Raw genomic sequence first — 23,043 nt, forward strand, 5'->3', positions numbered from 1 at the left:
TAGCGGCTTACGCGCGGGTTCTCCGCGAGAGACGTAAGGCCGCGAACCTCTCGCAGGAGGAACTCGCGTTCAGAACAGATCTTTCCATGAGCTACATCTCGTTCCTGGAAACCTGTAGGCGACAACCCACCCTGACTGTGATGGATGCAATCTGTCGGGAACTTGAGGTATCGCTGACGGAATTTATTGGTGAGGTTGAAGGGGACGTCGAGAATAATAGGTAGGCGCTGACCGCCTGGATGTTAGAGGGCGGAGAGTAGATGGGGTGGGCGGCTTCCGCTCCCCGGCGTCGCAATGCGCCGTTGTGCGGGTGTCATGATCTGCGATCGAGACGAGCTACCCTATGTAACCCATCGCTGTCGGCCTGTATTTGGCCAAGACAGTCTTTCACGTGCACGGCAACGCGGAAGCTGAGCAGGTTATGTTCAATAGGATCTTCTGGCAATCTCAGGTCATTCAGTTCTTCGAACGCCTCGCGCCTTGTCTAATTGGTGTCGAGGCTTGCGCATCGAGCCACCACTGGGCGCACAAACTGTCGAAACTGGACCATATGCCAATCAGTTCCTGATAGTGTTGCTTCGGCTTCATCACACCCAACTGCTCCGAAAAGCCCAAAAGGTTGTTGTGGAAGGTTTCCTTGACGTTTGTGGCAGAAAACCTGGCAATTGTGGAAGACTCGCGTGAGTACTCACAACAAGGTGATGAAGTGGTGAGCCGTGCAGGATTCGAACCTGCGACCCACTGATTAAAAGTCAGTTGCTCTACCAACTGAGCTAACGGCCCACTAGGCGGCTTGTGTAGAAAGCTGCTGAGGTAGGGTCAAGCCCCAAATCAGCGTTTTTGCAGGGACATACTGGATAGTTTCGTCGCATCCGCTTATATGGCCGCAATGTGTCACTTCAACGATACCGGTTTGCCCTTTATGAAAATGCACGGGCTGGGAAACGACTTTGTCGTTGTGGATGCGCGTGCGCAGAAAATTGACATCACCCCGGCCTTGGCCGAAGCGCTCGGCGATCGACATCGCGGGGTTGGTTTCGACCAGCTTGCGGTCATGACCCAAGGACGTCAGGCACTGCATTTGACCTTCTATAACGCAGACGGATCGATCGCCGGAGCCTGTGGCAATGCCACGCGCTGCATTGCCCGCCATGTGATGGACGAAAGCGGCGCAACCGACCTGCACCTCACCACAGACCGGGGCGACTTATGGGCGCGTGACGCTGGGGCCGGTCTGACGTCAGTCAACATGGGTCAACCGCAGTTGAAATGGGATGAAATCCCGCTGGCCCACGAAATGGACACGCTGGAGTTGCCGATTGAAGGTGCACCGACGGCGACCGGTATGGGCAACCCCCATTGCACCTTCTTTGTGGATGACCTCGATGCGGTTAACGTCCCCGCCTTTGGCGCTGCGCATGAGCATCATCCGCTTTATCCTGAGCGGACGAATGTGCAGGTTGCGCAGATTGTAGCTGAAGACCACATCCGCATGAAGGTCTGGGAGCGGGGCGTGGGCATGACACTGGCGTCGGGCTCGTCCAGTTGTGCGGTTGCGGTCGCCGCAACGCGCCGCGGTTTGACTGGTCGCCAGGTTACAATCGATCTGGATGGGGGGCAGATGAGCGTCGATTGGCGCGATGACGGCGTCTGGATGACGGGACCCACCCAACATGTCTTTACCGGTCGGTTGACCGAAAGCTTTCTGGAGAGCTTGAGATGAGCGCCCCAAAGTTCGCCACGTTGGGGTGTCGCCTGAATGCCTATGAAACCGAAGCAATGAAAGAGCTGGCCGCAGAGGCTGGTCTGGATGATACGGTTGTCGTCAACACCTGCGCGGTGACGGCCGAGGCCGTGCGCAAGGCTCGCAGCACCATCCGAAAGCTGCGGCGGGAAAACCCAGGCGCGCGCATGATCGTGACCGGCTGCGCTGCGCAAATCGACCCTGAGGCTTTCGCTGAGATGGCTGAAGTTGATGCGGTCATTGGAAATACCGAGAAAATGGAAAACGCAACTTGGGCAGGGCTGGCCAAGGATTTCATTGGCGCAAGCGAAGCGGTACAGGTAGACGACATCATGTCCGTGATGCAGACAGCAGGACATCTGATCGATGGCTTTGGCACGCGCAGCCGCGCCTATGTGCAGGTCCAGAATGGCTGCGATCATCGGTGTACCTTTTGCATCATTCCGTTCGGACGCGGCAATTCGCGCTCCGTGCCTGCGGGCGTGGTGGTCGACCAGATCAAGCGCCTCGTCGACAAAGGCTACAACGAAGTCGTCCTGACCGGCGTTGATCTGACCAGCTGGGGGGCGGACCTGCCCGCCACGCCACAGTTGGGCGATCTGGTGATGCGTATCCTGAAACTCGTACCGGACCTGCCGCGTCTGCGGATCAGCTCTATCGACAGTATCGAGGTGGATGACAATCTGATGCAGGCCATTGCGACCGAGCCTCGACTGATGCCGCATCTGCATCTGTCGCTGCAACATGGCGATGACTTGATCCTCAAGCGTATGAAACGACGCCATCTGCGCGACGACGCGATCCGCTTCACCCGGGAGGCGCAACGCCTGCGTCCCGACATGACATTTGGCGCGGATATCATCGCGGGCTTTCCCACCGAGACAGAAGCCATGTTCGAAAACTCCATTGCGCTCGTCCAGGAGTGCGATCTGACGTGGCTGCATGTGTTCCCCTACTCCGCACGTCAGGGCACGCCCGCAGCCCGCATGCCGCCCGTGTCCGGCCCCGACATCAAGGCGCGTGCAGCGCGGCTGCGCGCGGCAGGTGAGGCACAGGTACGCAAACATCTGGCACGGCAAGTGGGCCGAACCCACAACGTTCTGATGGAAAGCCCCACGATGGGCCGGACCGAACAATTCACCGAAGTGCAGCTCTCGAAGCCGCAGACCGAAGGGCAAATCGTTGCGGTCAAGATCTCTGGCGCAACGGACAGTACTCTGCGCGCGTAAATTGGTGCCACCTTCAGCTTGAGTACGAATTCTCGTGACAAACTCTCTGGTTGGCCGGTAATCTCCGTCTACCTTGTGGGAGAGGTATGAATGCAACACGCATCGGTTTTGACATCAGGCGGGAGTGGCCGGATGGCAAGGCAAACGGCTTGGGTATGCGGTGCATCTTATCCTTTTGCAGGGAAGGTTGGGCCGGTTTAAGACGGGTCTGCACCGTCCCATTTCATCGCAGGGCTTTGAAGGGACCCCTCCTGTTTTGGTTCCCTTGGATCAACACGGGTGCCGAGTGTCACCGAGCCCCAGATCAGTTTGTCTGGGGCATGTCAGGAAAGACAAAAAGATGGATAGCAAAGATCTGCCAAGAACAGGTTTTCTGGCCAATGCCTCAATTGATCTGTCCCGCTTGATAAACTCGGTTGCAAGCGACGTTGAACTGGCAGAGGGCGAAGTGCTGTTTGAGCAGGGCGATCAGGGAGATGCGCTTTATGCCATCGCCTCCGGCAGTCTGGAGTTCAGTATTCTGTCGCGGGAAGGGCGCAAACTATCGCTCGACGTGATGCGCCCAGGTGCACTCTTCGGGGAAATTGCGCTGTTTGATCCAGGTGTGCGGACAGCGACCGTTACCGCGCTGGAACCATCGCGGGTACGTGGTGTTAAAAATGCGGACATGATTGCCGCGATCCGTAAAAATCCGGATCTGGGCATTGATCTGATCCAACTCGCGGGCGCGCGGATGCGCTGGATGAGCAGCCAGCTCAACGAACAGGTCTTTTTGCCGATGCCCGCGCGCTTGGCCCGCAAGATTCTTTATCTGACAGCCAACGGAACAGATCAGCAGTCTTTGCTGAGGTTGTCTCAAACGGAACTGGCAGAGTTCGTTGGTGCCACGCGTGAAGCGGTCTCCAAAACTCTGGCGCTCTGGAAACGGGCCGGGGTGATCGACGCGTCACGGGGCGGTGTGCGCGTTCTGGATCGAGACAGGCTGCAGGTGATGGCGGACCTTCAGCAGATTTAAACATCTTCATGTGAAACGTATCACAGACCGAAACGGCGATTTCGGTCATCCTGAAGATATTCCAGACTATATTTTTGATCAAATTTCTTTACATCGCAAAAGGATTTTCGATATGCAACGCATTGAAGAACTCGCTCCTGTCGCTGACAAGGCGCCCACACCAGCATCCCCCGTGAAGGCCGTCATCAATTGGGTGATCGAAACAGAGCGAGAGTTTCGCGCGACGCAAAAGCTGATAGATAAGACGCGGGACCGGTCCTGAAACCTTGTTGCCACAGTCGCTTCCAGGTCCCTTCCCAGGCTATTCAAAAGGCCAAAATTACAAAACTTTCGCGCTGAGTGTGACCAAGATCACAGACGTCGATTCGAGAAAATGTTAATTATTGGTTATTGTAGTGACCGGTAAAGAGTAAAAGAGGTCCTTCTCAGGGCATTTGAAAAGTTAACGAGGGAAAACATTCAAAGGTACAGAAAGGTATCTGAATTGCGGGAGAAAGCCGTAGGCTGACAATGACCGTAATCACGGGTCCTTCTGATTTCGACTCTCCCCAGGGTCTGTTATTTGCCTCCGTCGCGAGGTGCAGACAGGTAACCCCCCGCGCAGCACCTGCACGGGGGGTTATTTTGCAACAGAATTTAGAAGGGTCAGGAAGCCTTCTTGCCTTTAACCGGCGCCCAGATGCGCTTGTTCGTCAGGTAGAGAAGAACTGACAAGATGGTCAGGAACAACACGCCGACAAATCCGGCCTGTTTGCGCGCCATCATTTTCGGCTCAGCAGTCCACATCAGAAAGGCCGAAACATCCTCGGAAAGATGGTGCAGATCGTTTTGATGCCCATCGGCAAATTCCACCAGTTCATCATCCAGTGGCGGGGCCATGGCGATCCAGCCACCAGGGAAGGCTGTGTTTTCGTAAAGGATCACACCAGCTTCTTCTTTTTCTTCACCCGTATAGCCAGTCAGCAAAGACGCGATGTACTCCGGCCCGCCAATGCCTTTGAAGAACTGGTTGATCCCCAGACCGTACGGACCATGGAAACCTGCACGCGCCTTTGCCATCAGGCTCAGGTCGGGTGCGTTTTCCAATCCGGACTCCGGAAAGTTATCTGCTGGAATAGCGGCGCGAAAATCGTCTATTTCGGGATCGAAGACTTCGAAATTCTCCGCATAGGCGCGCACTTGATCCTCTGGCATGGAGGGCCCACCCTCCTCGGAAAGCGACCGGAAAGGGACGAACTTCAACCCGTGACAGGCGGCGCAGACCTCGGTGTAGATTTGCAGACCGCGCTGAAGCTGGTTCTGGTCGTAGGTGCCAAAAGGCCCTTCGAACGAGAAGTCAAAGTCTTCGATATGCGTGTCATACGCACCTGCTGTCAGACCCGCTGTGGCAAACGATACGGCCGCCACAGCACTCAGTGTAAGTGTTCTGAACATGATCTTATGGTCCTTTATTCAGCCGGGGTTGCCAGCGGTTTCGATCCGCCGTCACCAGAGCCCTTATGCGAGGCAAAATCCTCTTCGATGGTCGCGGGTCGTGCCAACGGTTTCTCGATCACGCCCAGCAGGGGCAGGATCACCAGGAAGTAGGCGAACCAGTATGTCGAAGCGATCAGCGAAATCGTGTTGTAGGGCTCTTCCGCCGGCATCGCACCGACCCACATCAGCACGAAGAAGTCGAAAACCAGCAGAGCAAACCACCATTTCAGCATGGGGCGGTAGCGCCCGGAGCGGACCGAAGATGTATCCAGCCAAGGCGCCAGAGCCATCACCACAATCGCACCGAACATCGCAAGCACGCCGAAGAACTTCGCGTCGATGATCCCTCCCGTGACAAAGGACGCGATCTGCACGATCCATACTTCATCCGTAAAGGCCCGGAGAATCGCGTAGAACGGCAGGAAGTACCATTCCGGCACGATATGTGCAGGTGTCGCCAGAGCATTCGCCTCGATGTAGTTATCGGGGTGGCCCAGATAGTTCGGCATGAAGCCGACGATGGCAAAGAAAACTGCCAGAATAACCGCCAGCGCAAAGAGGTCCTTGATGACGAAGTAGGGCCAGAACGGTAGCGTGTCTTTCTCTGCTTCTTCCTTCGAAGTGCGGCGCACTTCAACACCTGTCGGGTTGTTGTTGCCCGTCGTGTGGAAGGCCCAGATGTGCACGATCACAAGACCCAGGATCACAAAGGGCAGCAGATAGTGCAGCGAGAAGAAGCGGTTCAACGTGGCATTATCCACCGCAGGCCCGCCCAGCAGCCAGGTTTGCAGCGCATCACCGATGAAGGGGATTGCGCCGAAAAGGCCAGTGATAACCGTCGCACCCCAGAAGGACATCTGACCCCAGGGCAGCACGTAGCCCATGAAGGCGGTGCCCATCATCAGCAGGTAAATCAGCATGCCGATGATCCAGGTAATCTCGCGCGGTGCCTTGTAGGAGCCATAGTAAAGACCCCGGAAGATGTGCGCATAGACAGCCACAAAGAACAGCGACGCGCCGTTTTGGTGCATATATCGAAGCATGTAGCCGCCGTTCACGTTTCGCATGATATGCTCAACGGACGAGAACGCGTAATCAACATGCGGCGTGTAGTGCATCACCAGAACGATACCGGTGACGATCTGCAGCACCAGCACGAATGTCAGGACGATGCCCCAGATCCACATCCAATTGAGGTTCTTGGGTGTCGGGATCATCAGTGTGTCATACATCAGGCCGATGATCGGCAACCGTTTGGCCAAACTCTTTTCCCAAGGGGCCTTCGGTTCGTAATGGTCGTGTGGAATTCCACCCATCTTCTGTCTCCCTTACCCGAGTTGGATCGTGGACTCGTCCACGAATACTGCGACCGGAACCGGCAGGTTGCGCGGTGCGGGACCACGGCGAATGCGTCCGGAAGTGTCATAGTGCGATCCATGGCACGGGCAGAACCACCCGTCAAAATCGCCCGCATCTCCCAGCGGCACGCAGCCCAGGTGGGTGCAGACGCCCTGCATGACCAACCATTCACCGGCCTCGTCGAGCGACCGGTTTTCATCTGCGGCCGTCGCATCTGCAGCAATGTTTGCGTTCTCGGCACCCTGATCCGGCAGGTCCTCAAGCGGCGTTTCGCGCGCGGCTGCGATCTCTTCCGGCGTTCGGCGGCGGATGAACACGGGTTTGCCAAGGAACATGACGGTCAATTGGGTGCCCGGCGCGACGCCGCTGATATCAACGCGCTTCGATGACAGCGCAAGGACGTCTGCCGACGGGTTCATCTGGTTGACCAAAGGCCAGATCGCGGCTCCTGCTGTTACCGCGCCAGCACCAGCAGTGGCGTAGTAAAGGAAATCCCGCCGGGTGCCTTCGTGATCTTCTGCATGCGACACAGGTTTACTCCATTTCCAGGGCCAAAAATGTGGCCAGTAGTGAATAGGTCGCGCAGAACGCAACCATAGCTAGGCGGGTACTTAGCGCTGTGACCGCGATCAGTCTAGTGACCTTTAGCGCGCAAACCGTCGCAGGTCGTTAAGGTTTTTGCCAAAAACCCCTTGTATGGCCCGTATTTCTTTATCCTTTCTTAAGAATCAGGCGTCTGGCGGGCGCGATGCCTGCATGGAGGGCCGCGAATCAAAAGCCTGGTGCCATGCGGCCAGCGCTTCGTTGCCCTGCCGCCAGTTGCGCGGTCCGTGGCGAAAATCAAGATAAGACAGCGCACAGCCGACCGAGATATGCGCCATTGTCAGAGGTCCCGACAGGTGGCTCATCCAGCGGGTATTCAAAACCGACAGGGCCCGGCTGATCTTGGACCATTGCGCCTCGACCCAGGCATCGGACTGCTCCGCTTCCGGTCTGAGACGTTTTTCGTACGACATGGACACGGCACTATCCATAATGCCGTCGCCGGTCGCCTCCAGCGTCAGGGTCTCCCACCGTCCGCTGCCCTGGGGATAAAGCGTGCCGCCAAACAGATCGTTGAGATAGCTGGTGATCACCCGACTGTCATAAAGCGTGGCCCCCTCTGCCCGCTCCAGTGCCGGAATGCGCCCCAGAGGGTTGGCGGCCTTGAGCGCCTCGTCGGAGGCAAAGGCCGTGGTGGTGATCGTTTCCAGAGCCACGGCCTCGGTTTTCTCCAGCTCATGGAGCAAAACAACGACTTTGCGCACATAGGGCGATGCGGGAGAGTGGAAAAGCTTCATGGCAGGGGTCCTTTGCTGAGGTCACGCAAAGCCTATCAGAGCGGTCAGCCCTGTCCATCCACACCGCGCATCAGGGCGGCAAGGACCTGCATATCGCTGCCCTGACCGTAGGCCTCCACATGGTCCGCCGCGCTGTGGCGTACGGCGGCGGGTTTGTTCTGGTTCAGCTTCCAGGTGCCGTCGACCCCAGTCACCTGCATCTTGCAGGGCACGATCTGCCGCATCATGCGCGCCATCACGCCCTCTGACATCTTACCGGTCGTCCAGGGCGTCTTTGGCAGCAGCCGGTTTTCAAAGAGAGCGGATTGACGGTCAAGAATACCGTGCAGTTCTTCTTGCGGTCGCAGTTCCAGCAGCCCGGTCAGATGCACGGCCACATAGTTCCACGTGGGCACCTGATCGCTCACACCGTACCAGTCGGGCGAGATATAGCTGTCCGGGCCAGAGACCGCGATCCTGGCCTCCTGCGGTGCTTTCAGTGCCCGGGCAATCGGGTTGGAGCGCACCAGATGCAGCCAGACAGTCCGGCCATCGTCGTCCAGCAGGAACGGAATATGGGCGAGCAACGGGGCGCCACCATCCGCCACCGCCAACACCCCAAAGGCGCGCTGCCGGGCGTAAGCGAGGTTATGGTCGTCTGCCTGCGTATGAAAAACCGGATTGGGATGCATGGTTCTGGCCTCCGCTAGTGCGATTTGCTCTTGCAGGCTTTTACGCGGCTTGGCAACCTGATGCCATTCTCAGGGCGGGGTGAAACTCCCCACCGGCGGTATGCAGGGCTTCGACCCTGCGAGCCCGCGAGCGGCCTGTCAAAAGACAGGTGTCAGCAGATCTGGTGAGACGCCAGAGCCGACGGTCATAGTCCGGATGAAAGAGAATGCGCATGTGCGGGGCCCCTTGGGGCTGCGCGCTGACGTGATCGCCTTGGGTGGACGTGTCTGACCAGAAAAGGAGATCACCATGACACACACCCGTTTCGCTTTTGTCCAGGCCCAGTGGCACAAGGACATCGTGCGCCGCGCCTATGAGGGCTTTGCTCAGGACATTCCCGCCGAGCAGATCGACATCTTCGAGGTGCCCGGTGCCTTTGAAATGCCATTGATGGCGCGCGATCTGGCCGCCAGCGGGCGCTATGCCGCGGTGATCTGTGCCGCCTTTGTCGTTGATGGGGGTATCTACCGCCATGATTTTGTGGCGCAGGCTGTGGTGGATGGGTTGATGCGGGCGGGCCTCGATACCGGCGTGCCCGTGTTGTCGGTGTCGCTGACCCCGCATCATTATCAGGAAACCGCGCATCACGATGCCATCTACCGCGCGCATTTCGTCACCAAGGGGCGCGAGGCCGCACAGGCGGCTCTGGGCATTCTGAAAGCACGTGAGGCGCTGGAGGTCACAAAGGCCGCCTAGCCCAGATAGGCCCGCAGCGCGGGCGGCGGGTTCTGCATGATCTCCGCCGCCGGTGTCGGGGCCTCGGCCCGGCCTGCATCGACAAAGATCACCTCATCCGCGATGCGCAGCACATCTTCGGGCGCATGGGTGACCATCAGCAAGGTCGCCCCGGTCTCGCGGATCAGGGCGCTGACCAGATCCAGCATGTCCTGACGCAGCGCCGGGCCAAGGGCGGCAAAGGGTTCGTCCAGCAAAACCAATGGTTTGTCCTGCACCAGAACCCGTGCAAGGGCGGCACGACTTTGCTGTCCGCCCGACAGCGCGCTGGGTTTGCGATCCGCCATGCCCTCCAGTCCAACCCGGTCGAGGGCGGCGGCCACCCGCGCCCTGTCCTGTGCGTCGAGCCGCAGGTTGGCCCGCAGCCCCAGACCCACATTCTGCGCCACACTCAGATGAGGAAACAGGTTGTTGTCCTGAAACAGCATCGCGATGGGCCGCGCACCGGGGGCGGCGTGGGTGATCGCGATCTCTTGCCAAAGCACCTGCCCGGCCGCCACGGGCACAAAGCCGCCCAGAGCCCCAAGCAAGGTGGATTTCCCCGACCCCGAAGGTCCGATCACGGCCACCTTGCGCCCTTGCTCAACTGAAAGATCCGCTGCCAGGTCAAAACTGCCCTGATGGATGGACAGGCCCTCAAGTCTTAGCATACCAGCGCGCCCCTCTGTCGCAGGTCCAGAAAATCACCAGCGCCATCATCAACAGCAACAGGGCCGCGCCAGCCGCGGCGTCTGTCTGGTAGGCCCCCATCAAACGGTACATCTGCAGCGGCAATGTCGCCCGGTCCGGGTCCGCAAAGAGCGCGATCACTCCCAGATCACCAATCGACAGCGCACCCGTCAGCCCTGCCGCAAACCCGATCTGTGGCAGGGCGCGCGGCAAGATCAGCCAACGCCACGCGGACCAGCCTGTCACCCCCAGCGACAGACAAAGCCTGCCATGTCCCGCAAGAGCCTCCCGGATGCCCGGCACGAGGATACGCAAGGCAAACGGCAAAGCCATCAGCGCGTTGACAATGGCCGTGACGGGAAGAGACAGGCTCACCGGATCCGCGATCGGATTGATGAGGATGAACCAGCCGGTCCCGATCATAAGCGGTGAGGCCGAGAGACCCAGAAGTCCGATCGCCTCCGCACTGCCGCGCGCACGGATGGCGATCCAACCTGCCAAAGGCAGCGCAACAGCCAGCAGGACGGCAACGCTGAGCGCCGCAACCCACAAGGACACAAAGGCCGCCTGCCAGACAGACGCAGGCATCAAGGGCAAACCCACCAAACCTGCCAGGGTAACAGACAAGAGCGGCAACAGCAGGAACGCGGCCCCGAGCGCAATCACCAGCGCATCGGTCAGCCGCTGCACCCCGCCGCGCGCATCCCAGCGCTGCACCGGCCGGTCCATGCCGCCTGTCAGCGGGATCGCCGGAATGACCCACAGCGCCAGCAAGGCGGCCCCGCCGGCCAGCACCAGTTGCACCACCGACAGCATCGCCGCTTTGGACAGGTCAAAGTCAAACCGAAACGCCTGAAAAATCGCCAATTCAATTGTGGTGGCGCGCGGCCCGCCGCCCAAGGTCAGTGCCACGGCAAAGCTGGTCAGACAGATCACGAAGATCAGCGCCGCGGCCCCCGGCAGCACCCGGACAATCAGCGGCCATTCTAATGTCCGCCAGATCATCGCCGGCGGCAGGTTGAGCTGGGCTGCGAGCCTGAACCGCTCTGCCGGGATGCTCTGCCAGCCTTGCAGCAGAAGGCGTGTCGCCAGCGGCAGATTGAAAAACACATGCGCCAGCACCACCCCGTGCAACCCGTAGATCGAGAGACTTGGCAGATCCAGAATGTCCAGCACCTGGTTGACCCACCCCTTGCGGCCAAAGATCGCCAGCAGCCCCAGTACCGCCACGATCACCGGCAGAATGAAGGGCGCGCCCAGCAGCGTGACCAGAAGGGTCCGCCCCGGCATCTCGCGCCGCGCCAGCGCGCGGGCCAGCGGCACGGCCAGCGTCACTGAAATCAGCGCCGAGAGCGCGGCCTGCATCACCGTAAAGCGGATCGCCTGTCCCTCCGCCGGTCCCAAACCAGTGCCCGGTTCGGCGCGCAGCCCGATCCCCACAAATGCCAGCAGGACCGCCGCGACCACACAGGTGCCCGCGACGATCCCCGATGTCCCGCTTATTGGCTGAGCGCGTTGCGCCATGTCTCGATGGCCTCCGCCTGAAGCGCGGCGGCCTCGGTTTCGGAATAAAACAGCACTTTTTCCGGCAGCGGCAATTGCGCCCATCCTTCAGGCCAGTCGGTCTGTGGCAGCGCGGAGGGCAGCGACCAGTTCGCCGTCGGAATCATCGACTGGAAATCCCGCGACATCACATAGGTCAGAAACGCATCCGCCAGCTCGGGCTTTTGCGTCTGGGCAATCTTGGCAACCGTCTCGACCATGAAATAGTGCCCCTCGGGGAAGAGCGCGGCTTTCTTGGTGAAATCATCCTCTGCGAACATGTGATAGGCGGGCGAGGTCGTGTAGCTGAGCACCATGTCCGCCTCGCCGTCGGTGAAGAGGCCGTAGCTTGCCGACCAGTCCTTGGTCACCGTCAGGATCTTGGGGGCCAGCTTTGTCCAGACATCGGCGGACGCCTCGCCATAGACCGCCTGCACCCACAACACGAGGGCCAGACCCGAGATCGACGTCCGCGGATCCTGAATGACGATCTTGACGTCATCGGGCATCTCCAGCAGCGCATCGAAACTGGCAGGGGGGGCCTCCATCGTGGTCTCATTATAAATGAAGGCCGTGTGCCCGTAGTTGAAGGGTAGGAAGGTGTCATCCGTCCAGTCGATGGGCAGGGTCAACGCGCTGTTGTCCTGCCCGTGTGGTGCAAACAGCCCCGTGGCCCGCGCACGCGCCGTCACGTCAGAGGTCAGACCGATCACAACATCCGCCTTGGTCCGCTCCCCTTCCAGCAGCAGACGCGGCAGCAGATCGCCGGTGGAGAATTGCAGGTCGCAATTGCAAATCTCTTCGAACCCGGTCTCGATCATCGGACCGGGACCCCATTCAGACGTGAAGTAATCGCCCGCGTACACGGTCAGCACAGGTGTCTCTGCCCCTGCCTGAGAGGCCAGCAGGAGACTGGCAGCCAAAAGAGTTCTTCGCATGATCTATCCCTTTCATATGCGTCGAACGGCGAAAGAGGATGATATGCTCACCTTCCCTCCGCCGGTCTTAACCGGTTCAGGTTCTACGGGTCCGCGCACATGCACATCTCAGCCGAAAGGCCCCCCGAGGTACCTGATGACGTAATATGCGCCACTGGAATTGGCAAGCGATAAGGGCTTGAGGCGGCCCGCCTGCGCCGCTAAGCAACTCGCTCAAAGGAGAAGCTCCATGTCGATCAACACATTTGGCCACCTGTTTCGCGTCACCACATGGGGCGAGAGCCACGGCCCGGCGCTGGGTGCGACGGTGGATGGCTGCCCGCCGGGTGTGCCGATTGACGCGGGTGCGATCCAGCACTGGCTCGACAAACGCAAACCCGGCCAGAACAGATACACCACCCAACGGCGCGAGGCGGATGCGGTGCAGATCCTCTCCGGCACCTTCGAAGGCGTCACGACGGGCACGCCGGTGCAACTGATGATCGAGAACACCGATCAACGCTCCAAGGATTACGGGGACATCAAGGACAAGTTCCGCCCCGGCCACGCGGATATCACCTATTTCCAGAAATACGGCCTGCGGGATTATCGCGGCGGGGGGCGATCAAGCGCGCGCGAAACCGCAGCACGTGTGGCGGCGGGCGGTCTTGCGCGCGCGGCACTGGCAGCGCTTGCCCCGACTGTCGAGATCAAGGGGTACATGACCCGGATGGGGGCGCATGAAATCGACCGCAGCCGGTTCTACTGGGATCAGATCGACCAGAACCCCTTCTGGACGCCGGATGCGACAGCGGCGGAGACCTGGGCCGACTATCTGGACGGTCTGCGCAAATCCGGCAGCTCCGTGGGCGCGGTGATCGAAGTGGTGGCGCGCGGCGTGCCTGCGGGCCTTGGGGCCCCGGTCTATGGCAAGCTGGATACGGATCTGGCCGCCGCGATGATGAGCATCAACGCGGTCAAAGGTGTCGAGATCGGCGAGGGCATGTCCGCGGCCATGCTCACGGGCGAGCTGAACGCGGATGAGATCACCATGGGGCCGGATGGGCCGGTCTATTCGTCGAACCACGCAGGCGGTATTCTGGGGGGCATCAGCACAGGCCAGGACATCGTGGTGCGCTTTGCGGTGAAGCCGACCTCCAGCATTCTGACCACCCGCAAGACCATCACCAGGACCGGCGAAGAGACCGAGATCATCACCAAGGGCCGCCACGACCCCTGTGTCGGCATCCGCGCGGTACCCGTGGGCGAGGCGATGATGGCCTGCGTACTGCTCGATCACATGCTGTTGCATCGCGGTCAGATCGGGAAAAATCAGGGGCAGATCGGTTAGAGCAGATCCCGGACGCCGTGCCTTGATCTTTGCCCGTCTTGGGCGCAGAGAAGGCGCATGGCAACTGACCTCACCCAAAACAGACCCGGCCTTGCGATTACACTCAAGCTTTGTGCCGTGTTCCTGTTCATGGTGATGGCCGCCCTCATCAAGGCGGCATCCGATCACGTGCCTGCGGGTCAGGCGGTTTTCTTTCGGTCGTTCTTTGCCGTGCCGGTCATCATGCTGTGGCTTTGGCAACGCGGGCAGTTGCGCGAAGGGCTGATCCCCTCGAACCTGACGGGCCATGTCTGGCGCGGCGTTTTCGGCACCACGGCGATGGGTCTGACCTTTACCGGGCTGGCGCTTTTGCCCCTGCCCGAGGTCACCGCGATTGGTTATGCGACGCCGTTGTTCGCCGTGATCTTTGCCGCGATGTTTCTGGGTGAACGGGTGCGGCTGATCCGGCTGTCCGCCGTGGCGCTCGGGCTGATCGGTGTGGCCATCGTGATCGCGCCACGCCTCAGCCTCGGTGCCGAGGCGCTGACAACCGGTGCAACCTTCGGGGCGATTATGGTGCTTGTGGCCTCGATCCTGCGAGCGATGGTGCAGATTCACGTCCGCCGCCTGGTTCAGACCGATACGACGGCGGCGATTGTGTTTTACTTCTCGATCACGGCCTCGACACTGGGGCTTTTGACGCTGCCCCTGGGATGGCTGACGGGTCTTGCCGCGCTGGAGTGGACGGCACCCCCGCTCTGGGTGATTTACCTGCTGATCCTGTCAGGACTGGTCGGCGGCATCGCGCAGATCATGGTCACGGCCTCCTACCGCTTTGGCGGAGCCTCCATGCTGGCGCCCTTTGACTACGCGTCGATGATCTTTGCCAGCGCCATCGGATATGTGGCGTTTGGAGAAATCCCCACCGGCCCGATTCTGCTGGGCGCCAGCCTCGTGATCGCGGGTGGCGTGCTCATCATCTGGCGGGAAAGTCAGCTGGGGTTGGATCGCAGCAAATCCAAACCGAATGTCCCACCCTCCGGCACACCCTGAAGGCAGATGACATCGCGGTGCCGATGACTATCTTTGCCCCATGGCAGATCGCAGCGAACACCGACCGGATTTGGCTGACATTACCAACGGCACAGAATTGCGCCGCTGGTATTGGCTCAAATCAGAGCTGGCCGCCCGGGCAAAAGCCTGCGGTCTGAAGCGGACGGGTGGTAAATTCACCCTTTTGGAGCGTCTCGCGCACTACCTTGACAGCGGTGAAACGAATTGGCCGGGCGACATAAAACAGAAGGCCAAGTCCGGATTTGATTGGCACAGTGCGGAGCTGACACTCAAAACCGAGATCACAGACAGCTACAAGAATTCCCAGAACGTCCGGCGGTTTTTCAGGGCGCATGCGGGGAGCGGCTTTAAGTTCAATATTCAGTTCATGAAGTGGATGCGCGACAATACAGGCAAGACCCTCGCCGATGCCGTGGCCGAATACCACCGACAGAAAGAAAAAGCTGCAACCCCCGGGTTTCAGTCAGAGATTGCAGAGCACAACCAGTTCAACCGGTATACAAGGGATTTTCTGGCCGATAACCCGCAGATGGGTATGGCGGAGGTGCGTCACTACTGGGCTCTCAAGCGTCAACTGCCGTCCGACACCGGACGACACGTCTACGATGCATCAGATCTGAAGCTGACCCCAAGCAGCTGAGCCAGGCCCCGCAGACTGTCGCGAACCGGGCACAAAAGAAAAGGGCGGCACCGAAAGCCGCCCTCTCAAAGCATTTTTACCAGCGTTACGATTTGCGGCGACGACGCATGATGCCGAACCCACCCAGAGCTGTCATCATCAGGACCATGCCTGCTGGCAGCGGTACCGGTGTGACAAAGTTGGTAAGGTTGGACTGTAGCTGCGCTTGGGTGAACTGCCCTTCGAAGTACCAAAGCTCAGCCTGGAAGGTCCCGGCACCACCGCCCCACACCGCGCTGGTTGTGTTGTTGGGCGCGCGGATTCCGGTGAATTCCGACAATGTGTTACCACCAATGATGAGGCGGAAGCCGTCATCGGATGTCACATCGATCTGATCGCCGTCTGCAAGTGTCACAAGCCCGGAAATCCGGAACACGGATTCCTGCATGCTGGCAGGGTCAGACCCGCTGATCGATCCTGCGTCGCCTTGCAGGAAGTTCGACAGCGATCCGATGACAAAGTTCGCGCCCGCATCCCCATAATTGATGGAAGAGGAGTCGAACGTGGCCGTTGTCGGATCAGCGCCGCCCCCAACAGCGGCAATCGCCTGATCGATGTTTGAGATGGTATTTGCCGGTAAATCCCAGAACTCACCGCTCAGCGTCGCGGCACTTGCGCCCGAGCCCATCAGCCCCATCGCGGCCGCAGCAGCAATTAAATAACGTTTCACTATTCATATCCCTTTTCTATCTTGATCTTCTAAAACGAGTGCAGTTTGAAATTCCGCACTGCGTGAAAAGGTTAACACAAGTTAACAGAATTAAGAAGTAACAAGATTTGAGTGTATCAAAGATGCTAAACCCGCTCTGCGGCAAACAGAACGGGCTTTGTCTTTGGCATAACGTGCACAAGCGGTCGCGGAAACGGCCCGATGGTACCTTTTTCGTATGCGCCCGGCTTACGTCCGGACCAGCGTCTCGTAGCTTTGCGCGATATCGCGGGTCAGGCTGCCTACCTCGAAGTTGTAGTCACCGATCTGACCCACAGGTGTCACTTCTGCGGCGGTGCCTGTCAGCCAGCACTGCTCGAAACTTTCCAACTCTTCGGGCATGATGTGACGTTCATGCACCTTGATCTGGCGGTCCTTGAGCATACCGATCACGGTTTGCCGGGTGATGCCGTTCAAAAAGCAATCAGGGTCGGGCGTGTGAACCTCGCCGTCTTTCACAAAGAAGATGTTCGCCCCCGTCGCCTCGGCCACATAACCGCGATAGTCGAACATCATCGCGTCAGAGCATCCTTTGGCCTCCGCCGTGTGTTTTGACATCGTGCAGATCATGTAAAGACCCGCCGCCTTGGCGTGGCTGGGGATCGTTTCGGGGCTCGGACGCTTCCATTTTGAGATGTCGAGCTTGGCCCCCTTCATTTTGGCATCGCCGTAGTAGGCCCCCCATTCCCAGGCGGCGATGGCCATCCGCACCGGGTTGCGCGCAGAGGCCACACCCATATCCTCGCCTGCACCGCGCCAGGCGACCGCCCGCACATAAGCATCGGACAGCCCCGACTTTGCCAGAACCTCCGCCTTGGCCGCTTCGATCTCGTCGACTGTGTAGGGAATCTCGAAATCGATCATCTCAGCCGACCGCCTGAGGCGCTCGGAATGCTCCCGGCTTTTGAAGATCTTGCCGCTGTAGGCCCGCTCCCCTTCGAAAACGGAAGAGGCATAATGCATGGCATGGGTCAGGATATGAACATTGGCGTCGCGCCAATCCACCATCTGGCCATCCATCCAGATATATCCGTCGCGGTCATTGTAAGCGCCTGCCATGAGTGTTCCCTTCCCGATCTTACAAGCAATATTTCCAAATATTGCGCTGCATACGTCCACTTCGGACATAAAATTGCGCAAAACCTGCAATTCGATATCTGTTCGCTCTTGGAATGTCAACAACACTGACATAAGCTAGCCGGAATTGGACAAGGCAATTTGAGGCATACCATGGCAGACCGCAGAGCAGGCGCGGCCCACAGCGGTGAAACCCTGCTGTTTCTGACGGATGAACAGTTGCGGCAGGGCATTGAGGCGATGTTCTTTGCCTACCGGGGGTTCACCGCAGACCCGGATCGGATCCTTTCCGACATGGCCTACGGGCGTGCGCACCACCGCGCGGTGCATTTTATCAATCGCGCCCCCGGGACCACTGTGAACAACCTGCTCAACATTCTTGGGGTGACAAAACAATCTCTCAACCGTGTCTTGCGTACCTTGATCGAGGATGGTCTGGTTGAAAGCAGGGTCGGAAAGGTGGACAAACGCGAGCGCCACCTGTTTCTGACCCCGGACGGAGAAGCATTGGAACAAAAGCTGTCGGATGCACAGCGCGCTCGGATGCGGATGGCGTTCCGCGAGGCCGGACCAGAAGCGGTCGCGGGGTTTCGCACGGTATTGGAGGCGATGATGGATCGGGAAATGCGCTATGCTTACACGCGGCTCAAGGATAGCGGATTATGAGTGACCTCGATGCCCACCTGCTGATTGTCGATGACGACGAGCGTATCCGCACCCTTTTGCAGAAATTCCTGATGCGAAACGGGTTTCTGGTCACCGCCGCCCGCGATGCAGCCCACGCCCGCCGCATCCTGTCGGGGCTCGATTTCGATCTGATCGTTCTGGATGTGATGATGCCGGGCGAAGATGGCCTGGCCTTTACCCGCGCGCTGCGCGAAACCAACGCCGTGCCAATCCTGCTGCTGACCGCCAAGGGCGATACCGACAATCGCATCGAAGGGCTGGAGGCGGGCGCGGACGACTATCTGCCCAAGCCCTTCGAGCCCAAGGAGTTGCTGCTGCGGATCAATGCGATCCTGCGGCGGGTGCCCGAGGCCGAGGTCGATGCGACCATGCCCAAGGTCCTGGCACTTGGTCCTATCCGCTATGACATGGAACGGGGTGAGATGTGGCAGGGCGAAGACCTCGTGCGGCTGACGGCGACGGAAATGCAGCTGATGAAAATCTTTGCGGCCAGCTGTAATGAGCCGATCAGCCGCGCCAAGCTGGTCGAAGAGCTTGGCCGGGATCGCGGGCAGGCGCAGGAACGCGCCGTGGACGTGCAGATCACCCGGTTGCGCCGCAAGATCGAAAGTGACCCCAAACAACCCCGCTATCTGCAAACCGTGCGCGGGGCCGGGTACATGCTTGCCCCCGAATAACCGCCGACGCCTGCGGGCGTTTGAATTTTCCCTCGGATCAGCCTGCCGATGCACTGGCATGCGGGGCCGAAACTGATTAGTGTCGCCTCACCGCAAAGGCAGGATGATACGATTATGACCGACACCCCCGTCACCGACATGAGTTTTGAGCAGGCCATGAGCGAGCTTGAGAAAGTGCTCGGCCAGTTGGAACGTGGCGACGTGGCGCTTGACGAGAGCATCGCACTTTACGAACGCGGGGCGGCCCTGAAAAAACGCTGCGAGGAAAAGCTGAAAGAGGCCGAAGAAAAAGTCGCGGCGATCACCCTCGATGGGGACGGCACCGCAACAGGGACAAAACCTGTCGAAGGTCTTTGACCCGATGTTCTCCGCAAGGTTGGGGGAGGCCGCCGCGGCGATACAATCGCATCTGGATGGCATCCTGGGACAGTTCGAAGACGTTCCCGTTGTGCAGGCCATGGCGCATGCCACGCAGGGCGGCAAAAGGCTGCGCGGCTTTCTGGTGCTGGAAAGTGCAAGGCTGCATGGCATCGATCCGGCTCAGGCACTCTGGCCGGCCACCGCAATCGAGGCCCTGCACGCCTATAGCCTCGTGCATGATGACCTGCCCTGCATGGACGATGACGATCTGCGCCGCGGCCAGCCGACGGTGCACAAACGCTGGGATGAGGCCACCGCGGTTCTGACCGGGGACGCGCTGCAGACACTTGCTTTCGAACTGGTGAGCACCGCAGCCGCAAGCCCCTCTGCCGAGGTGCGTGCAGATCTGGCGCTGAGCCTTGCGCGCGCCAGCGGTGCGCAGGGCATGGTGCTGGGCCAGGCGCTCGATATCGCGGCCGAGACGGCCAAAACCCCCCTGACGCTGGATGAAATCACGGCCCTGCAACAGGGCAAAACCGGCGCGTTGATTGAATGGTCAGCCACGGCAGGCGCGCGCCTGGCGCAGGCGGACCTGCACCCTCTGCTCAGCTATGCCCGCGCATTGGGCCTCGCCTTTCAGATTGCGGATGACATTCTGGATGTGACGGGCGATAGCGCTACTGTTGGCAAGGCCGTTGGCAAGGATGCGCAAGCTGGAAAGGCGACCTTTGTCTCTTTGCTGGGGTTGGAGGCAGCCCGCAGACAAGCCTCCGATCTGACCGAGGCAGCCTGCGACAGCCTGACGGGTTACGGCGCTGAGGCAGAGACTTTAAAAGAGACGGCACGCTTTGTCGTGAGACGGGCGCATTAAGGACATGACATGACAGACAGGCCCCACACCCCGCTTCTTGACCAGATCGACCGGCCCGCCGATCTCAAAGGCCTGTCGGACCGCCAATTGACCCAGGTCGCCGAGGAGCTGCGGGCCGAGACGGTTTCGGCCGTGTCCGTCACCGGTGGGCATCTGGGCGCCGGGCTTGGCGTTGTCGAACTGACCGTTGCGCTGCACGCCGTGTTTGACACGCCGCGCGACAAGATCATCTGGGACGTGGGTCACCAGTGCTACCCGCACAAGATCCTGACCGAGCGGCGCGACCGCATTCGCACCCTGCGGATGAAGGACGGGCTGAGCGGCTTCACGAAACGCAAGGAATCCACCTACGACCCCTTCGGCGCGGCGCATAGTTCCACATCGATTTCGGCGGCTTTGGGCTTTGCGGTGGCGCGCGACCTGGGCGGGGTCATCCCCGAAGGATTGGGCGACGCGATTGCCGTGATCGGGGATGGCGCGATGAGTGCGGGCATGGCCTATGAGGCGATGAACAACGCAGGCCACCTGAAAAAGCGCCTGATCGTGATCCTCAACGACAACGAGATGTCGATCGCCCCACCGGTGGGGGCGATGTCATCGTATCTCAGCCGGCTCTATGCCGAAGAGCCCTTTCAGGATTTCAAGGCCGCCGCCAAAGGGGCGGTCAGCCTGCTGCCGGGGCCCTTCCGCGAAGGCGCCAAGCGCGCCAAGGACATGCTCAAGGGCATGGCGATGGGCGGGACGCTGTTCGAAGAGCTTGGCTTTACCTACATCGGCCCGATTGATGGCCACGACATGGACCAGTTGCTGCCCCTGCTGCGCACGGTCAAGGCCCGCGCCACCGGCCCGATCCTGATTCATGCGCTGACCAAGAAGGGCAAGGGCTACGCGCCTGCTGAAACAGCGCGCGACAAGGGCCATGCCACGGCGAAGTTTGACGTCATCACCGGTGAGCAGAAGAAAGCGGCCTCGAATGCGCCGAGCTATACACGCGTCTTTGCCGAAAGCCTGATGCAAGAGGCCGCAGCAGACGATAAGGTCTGCGCCGTGACCGCCGCGATGCCGGACGGCACCGGGCTGAACCTCTTTGCCGAACGCTACCCGAGCCGCTGTTTCGATGTGGGCATTGCCGAACAGCACGGGGTGACATTTTCTGCCGCCCTGGCGGCGGGCGGCATGAAACCTTTCTGTGCGATATATTCGACGTTTCTCCAGCGGGGCTACGACCAGGTGGTGCATGATGTGGCCATCCAGCGTCTGCCGGTGCGGTTCGCCATCGACCGCGCGGGGCTCGTGGGGGCCGACGGGGCCACCCATGCGGGGTCGTTCGACATTGCCTATCTTGCCAACCTGCCCGGCTTTGTCGTGATGGCCGCCGCCGACGAGGAGGAACTGAAACACATGGTCGCAACCGCCGTGGCGCATCAGGATGGCCCCATCGCCTTTCGGTTTCCACGCGGCGAAGGCGAAGGCGTGGAGATGCCCGAGAGGGGCGTTGTACTTGAGATCGGCAAGGGCCGGATCATGACCCAAGGCGCACGGGTCGCACTCCTGTCGTTCGGCACCCGTCTGGCCGAGGTTCAGAAAGCTGCCGAAGCTTTGTCCGCCCGTGGCATCTCGCCCACCATCGCGGATGCCCGCTTTGCCAAGCCACTGGACCGCGAGATGATCCTGACCCTCGCTGCAGAGCATGAATGCCTGATCACCATAGAAGAAGGGGCCGTGGGCGGGTTTGGCAGCCATGTGGCCCAGCTTTTGGCGGAGGAAGGCGTCTTTGACAGCGGGTTGAAGTATCGCTCCATGGTGCTGCCGGATATCTTTATCGATCAGGCCAGCCCCGCAGATATGTACGCCGTCGCGGGCATGAACGCGGCCGATATCGAGAGCAAGGTGCTGGAGGTGCTGGGGGTGGCGCAGATCGGCGAGGCGCGGGCCTAGCCCTCTGACGCCTCGGCCAGCATCGCCCGCAGGCCGGTTTTGTAATCGGGGTACTTCAGCGTCACACCGAGTTCCGTCTTGATCTTGTCGTTGCGGACCTTCTTGCTCTCGGCATAAAAGCTGCGCGCCATTGGTGTCATCTCTGCCGTCTCGAAGTCCTCGGCGGGGGGCTGGGGCAGCCCCAAGAGCGCCGCCGCATAGCCGATCACATCCTGCGGGGGGGCCGGATCATCGTCACACAGATTGTAGATCGCCCCCGGATCAGGCTGGCGCAGCGACGCCTCAAGCACCTGCGCGATATCATCGACATGAATCCTTGAGAACACCTGACCCGGTTTGATGACCCGTCGCGCGGTGCCTGCGCGCACCTTGGCGAAGGGGCCCCGGCCCGGCCCGTAGATGCCCGCCAGCCGAAAGATATGCAGGGGCAGGCCGGGGATCGCGCGCCACGCGGCCTCCGCCTCGACCCGCGCATGACCACGCGCGGTCGAAGGAGCGAGAGCGGTGGCCTCGTCCACCCACCCCCCGGCGTGGTCGCCATAAACGCCCGTGGTCGACAGATACCCGGCCCAGAAAAGCCGGGGGACTGCGGCCTCGATCCGGTCGCGTGCCGCGTTCAGAACCGGATCGCCGTCCTTGCCCGGCGCGGGCGAGATGAGCAGGGCGTCTGCCTCATCAAGTGCCGGGCTGATCTCATCCCGGCCCGGCCAGATCAGGGCCTCGACCCCGCTGGCGATGATTTCCCGCGCCTTATCCGCGCTGCGTGTGGTTCCGATCACCCGCCACCCCGCCGGGATCAGCAGCTTTGCCAATCCGCGCGCGCTGAACCCATGTCCGAGGGAAAGAAGCGTTTTTTGTTTCATGGCATCAAGTTGGCCGTTATGGCCCGCACTGACAAGAGGCG

At 60.2% G+C, this 23,043-nt stretch carries 25 protein-coding genes, 1 tRNA gene and 2 riboswitches; of the genes, 14 read left to right on the forward strand and 12 right to left on the reverse strand.

What is annotated here, in order from left to right; genetic code table 11:
- On the forward strand, positions 1–224 hold a 224-nt coding region (locus H7847_RS19505; protein WP_227271158.1), incomplete at its 5' end, for a helix-turn-helix domain-containing protein.
- Between the two features lie 483 nt (positions 225–707).
- On the opposite strand, the gene H7847_RS19510 is transcribed toward H7847_RS19505, so the two are convergent.
- Positions 708–783: transfer RNA gene (locus H7847_RS19510), tRNA-Lys, on the reverse strand.
- Positions 784–880: 97 nt separating this feature from the next.
- On the opposite strand from H7847_RS19510, the gene dapF reads away from it, so the two are divergent.
- From dapF to H7847_RS19530, 4 genes are all read left to right on the forward strand, one after another.
- Positions 881–1,723: a diaminopimelate epimerase gene (dapF, locus tag H7847_RS19515; protein WP_406676024.1), complete on the forward strand. Its 843-nt coding sequence runs from the start codon at positions 881–883 to the stop codon at positions 1,721–1,723.
- Positions 1,720–2,973: a tRNA (N(6)-L-threonylcarbamoyladenosine(37)-C(2))-methylthiotransferase MtaB gene (mtaB, locus tag H7847_RS19520; RefSeq protein WP_227271159.1), complete on the forward strand. Its 1,254-nt coding sequence runs from the start codon at positions 1,720–1,722 to the stop codon at positions 2,971–2,973. Before dapF ends, mtaB begins: the two co-directional genes overlap by 4 nt.
- A gap of 340 nt (positions 2,974–3,313) precedes the next feature.
- Positions 3,314–3,988 (forward strand): Crp/Fnr family transcriptional regulator, encoded by a 675-nt coding sequence (locus H7847_RS19525; protein ID WP_227271160.1) that lies wholly within the window; start codon positions 3,314–3,316, stop codon positions 3,986–3,988.
- A 10-nt stretch (positions 3,989–3,998) separates the two neighbouring features.
- Positions 3,999–4,250 (forward strand): hypothetical protein, encoded by a 252-nt coding sequence (locus H7847_RS19530; RefSeq protein ID WP_227271161.1) that lies wholly within the window; start codon positions 3,999–4,001, stop codon positions 4,248–4,250.
- A gap of 383 nt (positions 4,251–4,633) precedes the next feature.
- On the opposite strand, the gene H7847_RS19535 is transcribed toward H7847_RS19530, so the two are convergent.
- From H7847_RS19535 to H7847_RS19555, 5 genes are all read right to left on the reverse strand, one after another.
- Positions 4,634–5,422, reverse strand: a complete 789-nt coding sequence (locus tag H7847_RS19535) for a cytochrome c1 (RefSeq protein ID WP_227271162.1) — start codon at positions 5,420–5,422, stop codon at positions 4,634–4,636.
- Between the two features lie 14 nt (positions 5,423–5,436).
- A complete protein-coding gene (petB, locus tag H7847_RS19540; protein ID WP_227271163.1) occupies positions 5,437–6,780 on the reverse strand; it encodes a cytochrome b in 1,344 nt (447 codons plus the stop codon).
- Between the two features lie 12 nt (positions 6,781–6,792).
- The gene (gene petA / locus H7847_RS19545) at positions 6,793–7,353 is read right to left on the reverse strand and encodes a ubiquinol-cytochrome c reductase iron-sulfur subunit (protein WP_227271164.1); all 561 of its coding nucleotides are present in this window, start codon (positions 7,351–7,353) and stop codon (positions 6,793–6,795) included.
- 198 nt (positions 7,354–7,551) lie between these two features.
- Positions 7,552–8,163 (reverse strand): glutathione S-transferase, encoded by a 612-nt coding sequence (locus H7847_RS19550; RefSeq protein WP_227271165.1) that lies wholly within the window; start codon positions 8,161–8,163, stop codon positions 7,552–7,554.
- A gap of 44 nt (positions 8,164–8,207) precedes the next feature.
- A complete protein-coding gene (locus H7847_RS19555) occupies positions 8,208–8,834 on the reverse strand; it encodes an FMN-binding negative transcriptional regulator (protein WP_227271166.1) in 627 nt (208 codons plus the stop codon).
- 61 nt (positions 8,835–8,895) lie between these two features.
- Positions 8,896–9,046: riboswitch (FMN riboswitch) on the forward strand.
- 77 nt (positions 9,047–9,123) lie between these two features.
- Here H7847_RS19555 and H7847_RS19560 point away from each other — a divergent pair.
- Positions 9,124–9,570: a 6,7-dimethyl-8-ribityllumazine synthase gene (locus H7847_RS19560; protein WP_227271167.1), complete on the forward strand. Its 447-nt coding sequence runs from the start codon at positions 9,124–9,126 to the stop codon at positions 9,568–9,570.
- Here H7847_RS19560 and H7847_RS19565 read toward each other — a convergent pair.
- From H7847_RS19565 to H7847_RS19575, 3 genes are read right to left on the reverse strand one after another with little or no spacing between them, the layout of a single operon-like run.
- On the reverse strand, positions 9,567–10,259 hold the full coding sequence (locus H7847_RS19565; protein WP_227271168.1) for a thiamine ABC transporter ATP-binding protein: 693 nt from the start codon (positions 10,257–10,259) through the stop codon (positions 9,567–9,569). The genes H7847_RS19560 and H7847_RS19565 overlap by 4 nt on opposite strands.
- The gene (locus H7847_RS19570; protein WP_227271169.1) at positions 10,246–11,802 is read right to left on the reverse strand and encodes a thiamine/thiamine pyrophosphate ABC transporter permease ThiP; all 1,557 of its coding nucleotides are present in this window, start codon (positions 11,800–11,802) and stop codon (positions 10,246–10,248) included. The genes H7847_RS19565 and H7847_RS19570 overlap by 14 nt, the downstream gene beginning before the upstream one ends.
- Entirely contained in the window at positions 11,778–12,758 is a 981-nt protein-coding gene (locus H7847_RS19575; protein WP_227271170.1) for a thiamine ABC transporter substrate-binding protein, read from the reverse strand. The genes H7847_RS19570 and H7847_RS19575 overlap by 25 nt, the downstream gene beginning before the upstream one ends.
- Positions 12,759–12,794: 36 nt before the next feature.
- Positions 12,795–12,895, reverse strand: a riboswitch (TPP riboswitch).
- Between the two features lie 92 nt (positions 12,896–12,987).
- Between H7847_RS19575 and aroC the strand changes: the two genes are divergently transcribed.
- The 3 genes from aroC to H7847_RS19590 are packed head-to-tail and all read left to right on the forward strand — an operon-like array spanning position 12,988 to position 15,781.
- Entirely contained in the window at positions 12,988–14,088 is a 1,101-nt protein-coding gene (aroC, locus tag H7847_RS19580; protein WP_227271171.1) for a chorismate synthase, read from the forward strand.
- 57 nt (positions 14,089–14,145) lie between these two features.
- Positions 14,146–15,120, forward strand: a complete 975-nt coding sequence (locus H7847_RS19585; protein WP_227271172.1) for a DMT family transporter — start codon at positions 14,146–14,148, stop codon at positions 15,118–15,120.
- 40 nt (positions 15,121–15,160) lie between these two features.
- A complete protein-coding gene (locus H7847_RS19590; protein ID WP_227271173.1) occupies positions 15,161–15,781 on the forward strand; it encodes a DUF6434 domain-containing protein in 621 nt (206 codons plus the stop codon).
- Between the two features lie 85 nt (positions 15,782–15,866).
- Here H7847_RS19590 and H7847_RS27035 read toward each other — a convergent pair whose 3' ends face one another.
- Positions 15,867–16,490 (reverse strand): IPTL-CTERM sorting domain-containing protein, encoded by a 624-nt coding sequence (locus H7847_RS27035; RefSeq protein WP_227271174.1) that lies wholly within the window; start codon positions 16,488–16,490, stop codon positions 15,867–15,869.
- Between the two features lie 228 nt (positions 16,491–16,718).
- Positions 16,719–17,588: a branched-chain amino acid aminotransferase gene (locus H7847_RS19600; RefSeq protein WP_227271175.1), complete on the reverse strand. Its 870-nt coding sequence runs from the start codon at positions 17,586–17,588 to the stop codon at positions 16,719–16,721.
- A 171-nt stretch (positions 17,589–17,759) separates the two neighbouring features.
- Between H7847_RS19600 and H7847_RS19605 the strand changes: the two genes are divergently transcribed.
- The 5 genes from H7847_RS19605 (at position 17,760) to dxs (ending at position 22,139) form a co-directional block, all read left to right on the forward strand.
- The gene (locus H7847_RS19605) at positions 17,760–18,272 is read left to right on the forward strand and encodes a MarR family winged helix-turn-helix transcriptional regulator (protein ID WP_227271176.1); all 513 of its coding nucleotides are present in this window, start codon (positions 17,760–17,762) and stop codon (positions 18,270–18,272) included.
- On the forward strand, positions 18,269–18,970 hold the full coding sequence (locus H7847_RS19610; RefSeq protein WP_227271177.1) for a response regulator: 702 nt from the start codon (positions 18,269–18,271) through the stop codon (positions 18,968–18,970). Before H7847_RS19605 ends, H7847_RS19610 begins: the two co-directional genes overlap by 4 nt.
- A gap of 114 nt (positions 18,971–19,084) precedes the next feature.
- Positions 19,085–19,327 carry an exodeoxyribonuclease VII small subunit gene (locus tag H7847_RS19615; protein ID WP_227271178.1) on the forward strand — a complete coding sequence of 81 codons (243 nt, stop codon included), beginning with the start codon at positions 19,085–19,087 and terminating at the stop codon, positions 19,325–19,327.
- Positions 19,328–19,331: 4 nt separating this feature from the next.
- Positions 19,332–20,201, forward strand: coding sequence for a polyprenyl synthetase family protein (locus tag H7847_RS19620; protein ID WP_227271261.1), 870 nt, complete (start codon positions 19,332–19,334; stop codon positions 20,199–20,201).
- 9 nt (positions 20,202–20,210) lie between these two features.
- Positions 20,211–22,139: a 1-deoxy-D-xylulose-5-phosphate synthase gene (gene dxs / locus H7847_RS19625; protein WP_227271179.1), complete on the forward strand. Its 1,929-nt coding sequence runs from the start codon at positions 20,211–20,213 to the stop codon at positions 22,137–22,139.
- Here dxs and H7847_RS19630 read toward each other — a convergent pair.
- A complete protein-coding gene (locus H7847_RS19630; RefSeq protein ID WP_227271180.1) occupies positions 22,136–23,002 on the reverse strand; it encodes an SDR family oxidoreductase in 867 nt (288 codons plus the stop codon). The genes dxs and H7847_RS19630 overlap by 4 nt on opposite strands.
- Positions 23,003–23,043 lie beyond the last annotated feature (41 nt).

The sequence above is a fragment of the Roseobacter weihaiensis genome, assembly GCF_020622345.1.
Taxonomy (GTDB): Bacteria; Pseudomonadota; Alphaproteobacteria; order Rhodobacterales; family Rhodobacteraceae; genus Roseobacter; species Roseobacter weihaiensis.